A 12,310-nucleotide genomic window follows, 5' to 3' on the forward strand; every position below is an offset into this window, starting at 1 on the left:
CCTACGAAGGACGGGAGGAAATTCCCGGAGAACCGACGTGCCAGCAACCCCCACCCTCGTCATCCCCGATCTTGCCGGCAAGGCGGTGCTGGTCACCGGCGCCTCGACCGGCATAGGCGCTGCCCTTGCGCTGGCCTATGCCGCGCAAAGAAGCCGCGTCGCGCTGCACTACAATTCGAGCCGCGAGGCCGCCGAAACATTGGCCAAGACCATCCGCGATGGCGGCGGCGAGGTGTTTCTCGCCCAAGGCGACTTTTCGATTGCCGCCGATGTCGAGCGTGTGGTCGAGGAGAGCGCTGAGCATTTCGGCCGGCTCGACGGGCTGGTCAACAATGCCGGCGGCATGCTTGGCCGCGTGCCTTATGCCGAGCAGACTGAGGCGCATTACGACGCGGTGATGGACCTCAACGCCCGCTCGGTTCTGACCGCCTCGCGCAAGGCGATGCCATGGCTGAAGAAGCAGGGCGGCTTCATCGTCAACACCTCGTCGATCGCCGCGCGCAATGGCGCTGGCGGCGGCGCCGGGCTCTACGGCTCGGCCAAGGCCTTCGTCTCCAACGTCACCCGCGGCATGGCCAAGGAGCTGATTGGCTTCGGCATCCGCGTCAACGCAGTGGCGCCCGGCACGATCCTGACGCCATTCCACGAGCGCTATTCCACCGACGAACAGATCAAGGGCATGGTTGCCACCATTCCTCAGGGACGCGCCGGCACGGCCGAAGACTGCGTCGGCGCCTATCTCTTCCTGTCCTCCGATCTCCTGAGTGGCTACATCACCGGCCAGGTGATCGAGGTGAACGGTGGCCAGTTGATGCCTTGAGCGGGCAATTGCATACTGCGTCTCGCAACCCAAGCATGTTGTGCGAAAGTTTCAGCGGTTGAAAGCAAGGGGAGACGTAAGGCGATGTACGGACTGATCGGCAAGATGCGGGCGGCGCGCGGCCAGCGCGACGCTATCATGGGCGTTTTGCGCGAGAGCACCGGCGCCCTCCCCGGCTGCCTGAGCTATATCATCGCCACCGACCCGGCCGATGCCGACGCGATCTGGGTCACCGAAGTGTGGACCGATCAGGCCAGCCACAAGGCATCGCTGCAACTGCCCGAAGTCCAGGCGGCGATCGCCAAGGCGCGGCCTTTCATCTCCGGCTTCGAGTTCCAGATCGAGACCCATCCGGTCGGGGGTTTCGGCCTGCCCGCCGTCAAGAACGAGTGATGTTCGAAAGCAACCGCGGTTTTCGAGTTTTCCTCGGCGGGGTTCGCGTCATTCTTCTCCAAGTCTAAGACCTGATATGGATTCCTCGCCAGAACAGCCGGCCATCGAACGCATGACGCGCATGCGTCCGCTTCGGCAGTGGCTGGTGTTGCTGATCTTCTCGCTGCTGTTCGCCGGCGCGCTGGAATACGCCGCACTGCCCGCCGCCCTGCTGATAGGCCCGATGCTGGCGGCCATCCTTGCCGGCACCAACGGCGCCACGGTGCGCGTGCCGCGCCCGCTGTTCGGCGCCGCCCAGGCCGTCGTCGGTTGCCTTGTCGCGGCGTCGATCTCGGCCGACATCTTTTCGGTTTTCTACAAGGAATGGCCGTTGTTTCTCGTCGTGGTGCTGGCGACCCTTGCGGCGTCCAGCCTGCTCGGCTGGCTGATCAGCCGCTGGCGCATTCTGCCTGGCACCACCGCGGTCTGGGGCTCATCGCCGGGTGCAGCCACCGCCATGGTTCTGATGGCGGGCGCCTTCGGCGCCGACCAGCGCCTCGTCGCCTTCATGCAGTATCTGCGCGTGATCTTCGTCTCGATGACGGCGGCGCTCGTGGCCAAGATGTGGGTCGACACCTCCGGCGTTGAAATCCCAGCCATTGTCTGGTTCCCGCCGATCGACGCAATGGCTTTTGCCGCCACGCTCGGCGTGGCGCTGGTCGGCGGCCTGCTCGGCCGGCTTTGCCGGCTGCCCTCGCCCTTCTTTCTCGGCACCTTCATCTTCGGCACCATCGTCCATCTCGGCTTCGGCGTGGCGATGCAATTGCCGCCATGGCTGCTGGCACTCTCCTATGCGATGGTCGGCTGGTCGATCGGTCTGAACTTCACCCGGGCGATCCTGCGCCATGCGACGCGGGCACTGCCGCAGATCGTCGGTTCGATCGTCGTGCTGATCGCCTTTTGCGGCGGGCTTGCCTGGCTGATCAGCCATGTCCTCGGCATCGATCCGCTGACCGCCTATCTCGCAACCAGCCCCGGCGGCATGGACAGCGTCGCCATCATCGCCGCCGCCGCGCAGAACGTCGACATCTCCTTCGTCATGGCGCTGCAATCGGCCCGCTTCCTGGTCGTGCTCATCGCCGGGCCAAGCATCGCGCGGCTGGTGGCGAGAGCCGTCAGGGACTGAGTTACGAATTCAAGTATCCGGGAAGAGGAAATTGCCCATGAACCGTCGCGTGAATGCCGTCGATCTCTCAGGCCGTGTCGCCGTGGTGACGGGCGGCGCGCAAGGCATCGGCCTTGCTGTTGCCCGGCGCCTGCTATCGTCGGGCGCCAGCGTTGCCATCTGGGATGTCGACCAGGCTGCGATGAAGAACGCCGTCGCCGAACTCGCCCCGCTCGGTCGGATCGAGGCTTTGCTGTGCGATCAATCGCTGATCGAGGCCGTCGACAGCGCCGCGACGCAAACCGAGCGCTCGCTCGGCCCGGTCGATCTGCTCGTCAACAATGCCGGCATTGCCGGACCGGCGGCTACCGTGGTGGACTATGATCCTGCCTCATGGCGCCAGATCATCGACATCGACCTCAACGGCGTCTTCTACTGCTGCAAACGCCTGGTGCCCGGCATGATCGCGCGCAGCTACGGCCGCATCGTCAACATTGCCTCTGTCGCCGGCAAGGAAGGCAATCCGAATGCCGCCGCCTATTCGGCCGCCAAGGCGGGTGTGCTCGCGCTGACCAAATCGCTGGGCAAGGAGCTTGCCGGCCACGACATCGCCGTCAACGCGCTGACGCCGTCGCCCGCCCGCACCCGCATCCTCGAACAGCTCACCGAGGCCCAGGTGGCCTACATGCTGGGTAAGGTGCCACGCGGGCGGTTTGTCGAAGTCGAAGAGGCGGCCGCGATGATCGCCTTCATGCTCTCGGACGAAAATTCCTTCACCACTGGCGCAACGTTCGACCTGTCGGGCGGACGGGCCACCTACTGAGAAACAGCGCTAGTCCCTCGCCGTCTTCGTCATCGCCATCGGCGCCGCGAAGGACTACGAGCCGCTCAGCGTCGCGGCAAGCCGGTCGGGGAGGAAATCGACGAAAGCGCGAACCTTCGGCGACAAATGGCGATTTGACGGCCACAGCATCCGGAACTGGCCGCGGCCGTCGACATGGTCGTCCAGCACAGTGCGCAATTGCCGATCGCGCAGCGCCTCGCGGACCAGGAAATCGGGCATCGAGCTGATGCCGAGACCGGCCATGGTCGCGCCCTTCAGCGCCTCGGTGTTGTTGCAGGTCAGCATCGAGCGGACCTGCGGCTCGACACTGCCGCCGATGAACGGCCAACCCTGCAGCTTTCCGGTGTTTGGAAACCGGAAGCGTATGCCGTAATGGTTCACGAGATCGTCCGGTCCGCTCGGGTTGCCGTGCTGCTCGAGGTATGAAGGTGCCGCGCACAACAGCAGCCGGAAGGGCGCTAGCGGCCGCGCCACCAGGCGCGAATCCGGCAGCTCACCGCTGCGGATTGCGATGTCGACGCCTTCGTCGATAAGGTCGACGATGCGATCGTTGAAATCGATGTCGAGTTCGATTTCGGGATAGCACGCCATGAACTCCGACAGCACCGGCAACAGCAGGTGATAGGTCACGATCGGCGTCGAAATGCGCAACCGCCCATGCGGCGTTTCCCGCGTCCGCGACAGCATCGCCTCGGCATCGTCGATGTCGTCGAGGATGCGCCGCACCCGCTCGTTGAACAGCTTGCCCTCTTCGGTCAGTCCGACACGGCGCGTGCTGCGCTGCAGCAGCCGCACGCCGAGATCCTGCTCGAGCCTGGCGACGCTCTTGCCGACGGCCGACGCCGAGATGCCAAGCGTTCGGCCGGCGGCGATGAAACTGCCGAACTCGGCGGTGCGGGCAAAGGCCAGAAGGCCGTTGAGGCGTTCCATCACATCTCTCCATTCGAGCGTTTCAGTCCGGTATATCTGGAGATTTAATACTATTTTTCCGTGATTGTCGCGGGCCTATCTTGCCGTTGCGACCGGTGCTGCGCTCCGACGGCACACCGGCGGATCCTGCTTCAGATAGGAAAAACCATGATTTCGAAGACCACAAACGGCGCAGCTGCGCCATGGCTCGTCCTGTTGTCGGTATGCCTTGCCGCCATGACCATGCCCTTGACCTTCACCGGCCCGGCCGTCGCGCTCTCGCGCATCGCAGCCGATCTCGGCGGCAGCCCGATCGCGCTCAACTGGGTGACGAACGCGTTCATGCTGACCTTTGGCGCTACCCTGATGGCGTTGGGGGCGCTCGCCGACAATCATGGCCGCAAGCGCATCTTCCTCGCCGGCCTCGGCCTCTATGTCCTGGCCACGCTGGGCGCGATGCTCGCGCCTGACATCGTCTGGTTCGACACACTTCGGGCTGCGCAAGGGCTCAGCAGTGCGGCCGCCTTCGCCGGCGGCGCCTCCGCGCTTGCCCAGGAATTCGAGGGGCAATTGCGGTTGCGCGCCTTTTCCTTCCTCGGCACCAGTTTCGGCATTGGCCTCGCCTTCGGTCCGATCGCCTCCGGCCTGATCATCGAAGCATTCGGCTGGCGGTCGATCTTCGTTCTGGTGGCAGTGCTTGCGATTGCCGCCGCGCTACTGGGTCTGGGCACAATCAAGGAATCGCGCGACCCCGATGCGACTGGCCTCGACTGGGCGGGGGCCGGCACTTTCACGATTGCGCTGGCTGCGCTGACCTACGGCGTGTTTCAGGCGCCGCAGAGCGGCTGGACCGATCCGCTCGTGATCGGGCTGCTTGCCATCGCGGCGCTCTTCTTTGCCGCCTTCGTCATCGTCGAGCGGCGCGTGGGCCGGCCGATGCTCGATCTTTCGCTGTTCCGCTTTCCCCGCTTCGTCGGCGTCCAGTTTCTGGCGGCTGCCCCCGCCTATGGCTTCGTCGTCCTGCTCGTGCTGTTGCCGATCCGCTTCATCGGCATTGAGGGGATGAGCGAGATCGAGGCCGGGCAATTGATGATCTGCCTGTCGGGACCGCTGTTGATCCTGCCTCTGCTTGCCGGCCAGGTGGCGCGCTGGATCGCTCCGGCGACGATCTGCGGCGTCGGCCTGTTGATTGCCGCCGCCGGCCTTGTCTGGCTGAGCCTGACGCCGCCGGTCGCCCTCGCCCTTGTGGCGCCGCTGATGCTGATCGGCATCGGCATCGCTTTGCCCTGGGGGCTGATGGACGGACTTGCCGTCAGCGTCGTGCCGAAGGAGCGCGCCGGCATGGCGGTCGGCATCTTCAACACCACCCGCGTCGCTTGTGAAGGCGTGGCGCTGGCCATCGTCATGGCGGTCCTGTCGGGCTCACGGCTGCACAACTGCCGGCCCAGGGCGCAACGTCGTCCCTGAGTGCAACCGCTGCCGCCCAACTGCTGGTGACCGGCAATGTCGGCGAAGCGGCAGCCCGCTTGCCGGGAGCCGGAGCCACGATCCTGGTCCAGGCCTACGAGACGGCGTTCGACAGGCTGCTGATCGTGCTGGCGGCAATCACCATCGTCACCGCGCTTGTCGTCTTCCTCGGCCTGCGCCGCGGATCGACCGTGGAGCACGAAACCGCTCCTCTGCCGGTATGCCAGGAAGGCTAGCCTTGCGCGGCGTCAGCTGATGACCAGGCTCGCTATGCGGTCGCCGTCCATCGTGAAGACCATGTTCCCTTCGCCGTTGAAGCCTTCGCCTGTGACGGCGATGCGGACGTGGTAGCTGCCATCGGCCTCGGCGATGCGGACAATGCGCAGATTGGACTTCACGCCGATATTGTCCGACTGGTTCCAGCGCGCAATCTGCTCGCGGCCATGGAAGGATCGTCCCCAGTCGGCCAGGGATGCGTTGGCGGTAAAGGTACCAAGAAACGCTTCGGTGTCACCTTCATTGGTGGCCTCGACGAAACGGCGGATGGGCTCGGGCGTGGCCATCAGTCCAATCTATGCATCAGATCGTCATCCAGCCAGCGGCCGAAGAAATAGACCAGCTGCTTGTGCCACCACGGCCAGTCATGGCTGACGTCACCACCCCAATAGTCGACCCAGGCGGGAATGGATTTGTCGCGCAGGATCTGTTCCAGCTTGCGCGTCTCGACCAGCATGCGCTCTTCCCAGGCGCCCTGCCCGCAGCAGAAGATCATCCTCAGCACCTTCAGCCGCGCTAGCAGCTTGGGGTCGACGATGCCGGGCAGATAGTCGAGCGGCGAGTTGTAGAAAATGTCGCCTTCCAGCGCCTTGCCGAAGAAGTCGCGCGCCGAATAGACGCCCGACAGCGCGATGACGCCGCTGGCGAGTTCGGGGAAGCGGAAGACGAAGTTCGAGGAATGGTAGCCGCCCATAGAGCAGCCGGTGAACAGCGGCTTCAGCTTGCGTCCGCCATTGGCTTGCTCGGCGGTCGCCAGAAACTCCGGCAACGCCTCCTCACGGACATAGCGGAAATAGGCCTCGTGGCGACCGATGCGGTGGGCGGCGTCGGCATGCTTGTTGAAGAAAGATTCCGAATCGATGCCGTCGACCGCAAACAGCTGGATGCGGCCGGTGTCGATGAATTCGGCCAGCGCCCCCACCCCGCCGGAATCCTCGAACTGATAGAACCGCCCTTGCGAGGTAGGGAACACGACCACCGGCCGGCCGGCATGGCCGTAGCGCTTGTATTCCATGTCGCGGCCGAGATTGCGGGCAAAGCCCTTGTGATAGGAAATGTCCATCGCGTTCAAGCCTTTTCCGCGTGAATATAGGCGACGGCCTCGCGCAGCGCTGCTTCGTCCTTCGAGCGCATCTGGTAGGCGTAATTTCCCATGGCGCGGCTGAAAACCTTTTCTATCGGCTGATGGTGGACGATCTTGTCGCGATGCGCGGCTAGCACGTCCTCATGGCTGTGCAAATAATGGAGGTGCTGCTTGCGGCTGGCATAGGCGGTGAAATACTTGCCCTCATAGGGTCCGCTGGCGGCATCCTTGACCACCATGTCGGCCCACGCCGCATAGACGTCGATGTCGAACGTGTAGTTGATCGCATCGGTCATCCAGGCGCCGGGCGGCCGCATATTGACCTCGAGCGCGATGACACGGTCGTCCTTGGTTTCGAACAGCTCGATGTGGAAGAAGCGCTCGCGCACGTCGAACGCTTTCAGGATTTTCCTGCCTGCCTCCTCGACCGCGGGGCTGATTTTGGGAAAACAGGTGTAGCTCATGTGGCGATCCTTGTTGACCACTTCCATGACGCTCTGGTCGTAGCGGTGGCTGGCGGCAAGCACCACCTCACCGTCGCGGTTGACCAGCCCGTCGAAGGTGACCACCAGGCCCTCGATGAACTGTTCCATGACGAAGGTCACGTCCTCGGGCTTGTCCCGGAAAAACTGGTCGAGTTCTTTGGCGTTGGAAATCTTGAAGGTGTTCGAGGCGCCGGAACCGGAATCGGGCTTCACCACCACGGGATAGCCGACGCGACGGATGAAGGTCATGGCGCCTGCCCGGTCGGAGCATTTGCGCTGCGCAATGGTATCGACGCCGCTCTTGCGGAAGAAGGCGCGCATGCGGCTCTTGCGCTTCAGATTCTTCACGAAATCGAGCTTGGTGCCGTAGATGTTGAAGTCGGTGCGGATGTTGGCTTCCAGTTCCAGCCAATGCTCGTTGAGCGACTCGAAGCGGTCGATGCGGCCCCATTTGTGGATGAAATGACCCATCGCCCGGAACACCGGATCGTAATCCTCCATGTCGGCGACGCGGTAATATTCCGACAGAGCAGCCTTGAGCTTGCCGTCCAGCGCATCGAAGGGCGCATCGCCAATGCCCAGCACCGTGGCGCCGGCCTTCTTCAGCCGGTCGCAGAAATCGGCGCCGTTGGCCGGAAAATGCGGCGAGAAGAATACAAAATTCATGGGCGACCTCCCCCGGCATCGCGACCTCGTCCAAGCATGTTGCCGAGACCGCGAAGGGACGGCGACACGCACAGAAACAACACCAAGTCTGGCGTATTTGCCGCGCGTGGGGAAGAGGTCTGAAACAGGCAGAAAAGCGCCTACTTGCCTCTCCATGGCCGCTCCTGTATGAAAACCGCCATGAACACGCGCGCCTCCTCCGTCGCTTCCCGTCCGACCGGCTTTGCCGGCGAGACCGTTCGCGCGCTGGCATCGACCCTGCTTCTTCTCGGCCTTATCGGCGATCGCCGGGTTCGCTGAAGGAGCGCCCGGCGGTCGAACCGCCGCTTACGCGCACGCTCCTTGGCCAGTTTCAAAATTGGCAATTCACATCAAGCGAACGAAAATCTGGTAAGGCGCAGCTCGCTCTCAATCCGTCCGAAGACCGATCCGTGAGCCGCCGGGAGAACAAGACGATGAACGCACGAGAAGAGATACGATCCGGCGAAGCCGAAAGCGTAAAAGGCACAGCCGGCCACATGCCGGGCGCCGCCCGCAAATACCAGCCCTATCCGACAGTCGGCCTCACCGACCGCACCTGGCCCAACAAGGTCATCGACAAGGCGCCGGTCTGGTGCTCGGTTGATTTGCGCGACGGCAACCAGGCGCTAATCGACCCGATGGGCCATGAGCGCAAGGCGCGCATGTTCGGCCTGCTGCTGGACATGGGCTTCAAGGAGATCGAGATCGGTTTCCCCTCGGCCTCGCAGACCGACTTCGATTTCGCCCGCTGGTGCATTGAGCAAGGCAATGTGCCGGCCGATGTCTCGCTGCAGGTGCTGGTACAGTGCCGGCCCGAACTCATCACCCGCACCTTCGAGGCGCTGAAGGGCGCCACCAACCCGATCGTGCATTTCTACAATTCGACCAGCGAGTTGCAGCGCCGCGTCGTCTTCGAGAAAGACGTCGGCGGCATCAAGCGCATCGCCACCGACGCGGCCAAGATGATCACCGACATGGCGGCCAAGGCCGGCGGCGGTTACCGCTTCGAATATTCGCCGGAGAGCTTTACCGGCACCGAACTCGAAGTCGCGCTGGAGATCTGCAACGCCGTTACCGAAATCGTGAAGCCGACGCCCGACAACAAGCTGATCATCAACCTGCCGTCGACGGTCGAGATGTCGACGCCCAACATCTATGCCGACCGCATCGAATGGATGTGCCGCAACCTCGACAACCGCGAGAACCTGTTGATCTCGCTGCATCCCCACAACGACCGCGGCACCGGCATCGCCACCACCGAACTCGGCCTGATGGCGGGTGCCGACCGCGTCGAAGGCACGCTGTTCGGCAATGGCGAACGCACCGGCAATGTCGACATCGTCACCCTGGCGCTCAACATGTACACACAAGGCGTCGATCCTCATCTGGATTGCTCCGACATCAACCGGATGAAGGACGTCTACGAATATTCCAACCAGCTGAAGATCCCCGAGCGCCACCCTTACGTCGGCGAACTCGTCTACACCGCCTTTTCCGGCTCGCACCAGGACGCCATCAACAAGGGCATAAAGGCGCTGAAGAAGGCCAACACGCCGGTCTGGGAAGTGCCCTATCTGCCGATCGATCCGGCCGATGTCGGGCGCAGCTACGAAGCGATCATCCGCATCAACTCGCAGTCAGGCAAAGGCGGCATCGCCTACGTGCTGCAGGCTGATTACGGCCTCAACCTACCGCGCAACCTGCAGATCGAGTTCAGCCAGGAGATCCAGGCGATCACCGACGCGGAAGGCAAGGAAGTGCCGGCAAAGCGCATCCACGACCGCTTCCTCGAGAGCTATGTCGATCAGCCTGGCGCACGGCTGAAATTCCTCGACCATCACACCTATCCCGACACCGAGAAAAAGGGCCGGCGGGTGGTCGAGGCGGTGATCCTCGACAACGGCAAGGAGACGACCATCACCGGCTCCGGCACCGGTCCGATCGACGGCTTCGTCGATGCGCTGTCGCGCCATGTCGGCGTCGACATGTCGGTGCTCGATTATTCCGAGCATTCGCTCCAGCGCGGCTCGAACGCCTCGGCGATCTCCTATGTCGAGATGGAATATCCCGGCGGCAAGCTGTTCGGCGCCGGCATCAACACCAACATCGTTGCCGCCTCGCTGGAAGCCGTGGTTTCGGCCGCCAACCGCATCATCAGCCGCAAGGTCAGCTGATATTCTCCCGGGCGCCGATGTCAGCGGCGCCCGGAAATCCCCCATTTGCCAGGGTAAATTCCGATTTTTTCGTGTTAACCATCGGTAATTATCTGGTGCGGTACGCGATCGCATAACATAAGCAAGCTTGTATGGAAGTGCAGGCGCTATATGATTGCGCCTCAACCTGTGCCGACTTCGAGAGGATCGACACTTGCAGCATGCCACGCCTGCCGCCCCCGCAGTGCGCGAGACACTGGAGCGACTACTCGCCAGCGAAACGTTCGGACGCTCCGAGCGCGCGCGCAAGTTGCTGCGCTATCTTGTAGAGCGCGAGCAGGCCGGCGAAGCCGACAGGCTCAAGGGTTTCTCCATCGCCATGGACGTCTTCGGCAAGGATGGCGATTTCGATTCGTCGACCGATGCGGTGGTCCGGGTGCAGGCCGGCAGGCTGCGCGAACTTCTCCAGCATTATTTCGCCAATGAGGGCGTAGCCGATCCGGTCCGCATCGCCATCCCGCGCGGCGGTTATGTGCCGTCCTATGAACTCAACGCCATCCGCCTGCCGGTTGGGCAGGAGCCGGTGGCGCTGGCGCAGGCGGTAGCCGCCCTGCCGGGATCGCCTGACCAGGCGGCTCCTGCCGCGCTCCCCACGACAGCTTCGGCGATTACAGAACCTGGGCCTTCGCTGGCCCGCCATCTCCAGTTCTTCTGGATCGCCTTGACGCTGGTCATCCTCATGCTGGGCGTGCTCATCCTGCGCCAGGGCAGCGGCGCACTGCTTGCCAGCAACGATCCGGCGGCGGGGGTCGAGACCGCGGGCGCGACGAGCAGCATCGCATCGCCGACGATGGAGGCTCTGCCCCTCGTCTACATCGCCGTGAAGGCCACCGGCCCCGAGGCCGGCCGCGTCGCCGCCTCGCTGCGCGCCGGTCTTGCCGGTTTCGACACCATCGACTTCATCGGCCGCGACGCCGACAGCAAGCGTGATCCAAGCACCGACCCGACCAGCTTCGTTTTCGATGTCCTGCCGGGACCAATGGCAGGTGACGTGACGCTCGAGCTGCAGAGTGTGGCGACCGGCCGCGTGCTTTTGTCCCGCAATCTGACGGTCGCCGACAGTGCGCCTGGTACCGTCGAGGATCGTATCGCCGCCATCCTCAGCTCGACCATTCCCGCCGCCGGCCCGCTCTACAGCTACATCGAACAGAACGGCATTCAGACCGGGCTGACGAGGTGCCTGATCCTCAACGACAGATATTATCTCGACCAGAGCACCAAGACTCATGAGGCCGCCTATCGTTGTCTGGAAAACCTTGCCAGCCAAGGCGCAAAATCGTCGCTCGTTTATTCGGAACTGGCATCGCTCCATCTCGAGGCCGCGACCGATCACTACGCCTATCCGCCTGACGCGACGGTCGAACAGGCGATGTCTTTTGCCCATCGCGCCATCCAGATGGGGCCGACCAGCCCCTATGCGCACCGCGCATACGGTTACCTTTACTCGCGCCTCGGCAACCCCGAGGAGGCGATCCGCTGGATGCGCAAGGCTTATCAGCTCAACCCCTACGACCTCAGCATGGCTGCCGCCTACGGCTATGGCCTGATCTTCGCCGGCAAATATGCCGAGGGAACACCGATCCTGACCCGTGCCGTCGAGACGTTCAGCGGCCACCCGACCTGGTGGGATTACGGGCTCTTCGCCGGGCAGTTCATGCTGGGCGATATGAACAAGGCCGCGATCGCCAGCGAGTCGCTGCGCACGACGGCGATGAAATCGCATTATCTGGCGGCGCGGCTGATCGGCGCCAAGGCTGCCGGCCGCGAGCAGCTGGCGGCCAAGCTTCTGGATGAGCTGACCACCAAATTCCCGAAATTCGCCGCTGACCCGCGTGCGGCCTTCGCCGAGCGGAAATATCCCGCCGATCTGACCGAGCGGCTGGTCGAGGCGTTGCGCGCCGCGGGCCTCGGTAACGCCAGCTAGTATCTTTCCGGATCGCGAAAATTTTACTGGCCATCGGTCTGGACTGGGAGCAATCCAGCCCAAT

The 12,310-nt window shown here is 63.5% G+C and carries 10 protein-coding genes and 1 pseudogene; 7 read left to right on the plus strand and 4 right to left on the minus strand.

Features of this window, described 5'->3' with window-relative positions:
* Window positions 1-37 precede the first annotated feature (37 nt).
* From ACYHH6_RS30300 to ACYHH6_RS30315, 4 genes are all read left to right on the plus strand, one after another.
* Entirely contained in the window at window positions 38-820 is a 783-nt protein-coding gene (locus ACYHH6_RS30300; protein WP_352588285.1) for an SDR family NAD(P)-dependent oxidoreductase, read from the plus strand.
* 84 nt (window positions 821-904) lie between these two features.
* Entirely contained in the window at window positions 905-1,213 is a 309-nt protein-coding gene (locus ACYHH6_RS30305) for a putative quinol monooxygenase (RefSeq protein ID WP_112561138.1), read from the plus strand.
* Between the two features lie 76 nt (window positions 1,214-1,289).
* Window positions 1,290-2,378: an AbrB family transcriptional regulator gene (locus ACYHH6_RS30310; protein WP_352588282.1), complete on the plus strand. Its 1,089-nt coding sequence runs from the start codon at window positions 1,290-1,292 to the stop codon at window positions 2,376-2,378.
* A gap of 49 nt (window positions 2,379-2,427) precedes the next feature.
* On the plus strand, window positions 2,428-3,180 hold the full coding sequence (locus ACYHH6_RS30315) for an SDR family NAD(P)-dependent oxidoreductase (protein ID WP_352588575.1): 753 nt from the start codon (window positions 2,428-2,430) through the stop codon (window positions 3,178-3,180).
* A gap of 54 nt (window positions 3,181-3,234) precedes the next feature.
* Here the strand turns inward: ACYHH6_RS30315 and ACYHH6_RS30320 are convergent, their stop codons facing one another.
* On the minus strand, window positions 3,235-4,131 hold the full coding sequence (locus tag ACYHH6_RS30320) for a LysR family transcriptional regulator (RefSeq protein ID WP_352588279.1): 897 nt from the start codon (window positions 4,129-4,131) through the stop codon (window positions 3,235-3,237).
* 147 nt (window positions 4,132-4,278) lie between these two features.
* Between ACYHH6_RS30320 and ACYHH6_RS30325 the strand changes: the two are divergent.
* Window positions 4,279-5,813, plus strand: a pseudogene (locus tag ACYHH6_RS30325) (MFS transporter).
* 12 nt (window positions 5,814-5,825) lie between these two features.
* On the opposite strand, the gene ACYHH6_RS30330 reads toward ACYHH6_RS30325, so the two are convergent.
* Genes ACYHH6_RS30330 through ACYHH6_RS30340 form a run of 3 tightly spaced genes read right to left on the minus strand, consistent with a single transcriptional unit; the run spans window position 5,826 to window position 8,088 of the window.
* Window positions 5,826-6,140: a nuclear transport factor 2 family protein gene (locus ACYHH6_RS30330; RefSeq protein ID WP_352588276.1), complete on the minus strand. Its 315-nt coding sequence runs from the start codon at window positions 6,138-6,140 to the stop codon at window positions 5,826-5,828.
* On the minus strand, window positions 6,140-6,916 hold the full coding sequence (locus ACYHH6_RS30335; protein ID WP_352588572.1) for an esterase family protein: 777 nt from the start codon (window positions 6,914-6,916) through the stop codon (window positions 6,140-6,142). The genes ACYHH6_RS30330 and ACYHH6_RS30335 overlap by 1 nt, the downstream gene beginning before the upstream one ends.
* Window positions 6,917-6,921: 5 nt before the next feature.
* A complete protein-coding gene (locus ACYHH6_RS30340; RefSeq protein WP_352588273.1) occupies window positions 6,922-8,088 on the minus strand; it encodes an ATP-grasp domain-containing protein in 1,167 nt (388 codons plus the stop codon).
* 518 nt (window positions 8,089-8,606) lie between these two features.
* Here ACYHH6_RS30340 and leuA point away from each other — a divergent pair.
* Window positions 8,607-10,283 (plus strand): 2-isopropylmalate synthase, encoded by a 1,677-nt coding sequence (gene leuA / locus ACYHH6_RS30345; protein ID WP_435053393.1) that lies wholly within the window; start codon window positions 8,607-8,609, stop codon window positions 10,281-10,283.
* 193 nt (window positions 10,284-10,476) lie between these two features.
* Window positions 10,477-12,246: a tetratricopeptide repeat protein gene (locus tag ACYHH6_RS30350; protein ID WP_352588267.1), complete on the plus strand. Its 1,770-nt coding sequence runs from the start codon at window positions 10,477-10,479 to the stop codon at window positions 12,244-12,246.
* Window positions 12,247-12,310: the final 64 nt, after the last annotated feature.

Source organism: Mesorhizobium sp. P171375 (assembly GCF_057786075.1).

What these genes read in the sequence shown, in the direction of transcription:
- ACYHH6_RS30305 (WP_112561138.1), top strand. Translation starts at nt 905, where the DNA reads ATGTACGGACTGATCGGCAAGATGCGGGCGGCGCGCGGCCAGCGCGAC.
- ACYHH6_RS30310 (WP_352588282.1), top strand. Translation starts at nt 1,290, where the DNA reads ATGGATTCCTCGCCAGAACAGCCGGCCATCGAACGCATGACGCGCATG.
- ACYHH6_RS30320 (WP_352588279.1), bottom strand. Translation starts at nt 4,131, where the DNA reads ATGGAACGCCTCAACGGCCTTCTGGCCTTTGCCCGCACCGCCGAGTTC.
- ACYHH6_RS30330 (WP_352588276.1), bottom strand. Translation starts at nt 6,140, where the DNA reads ATGGCCACGCCCGAGCCCATCCGCCGTTTCGTCGAGGCCACCAATGAA.
- ACYHH6_RS30335 (WP_352588572.1), bottom strand. Translation starts at nt 6,916, where the DNA reads ATGGACATTTCCTATCACAAGGGCTTTGCCCGCAATCTCGGCCGCGAC.
- ACYHH6_RS30340 (WP_352588273.1), bottom strand. Translation starts at nt 8,088, where the DNA reads ATGAATTTTGTATTCTTCTCGCCGCATTTTCCGGCCAACGGCGCCGAT.
- leuA (WP_435053393.1), top strand. Translation starts at nt 8,607, where the DNA reads ATGCCGGGCGCCGCCCGCAAATACCAGCCCTATCCGACAGTCGGCCTC.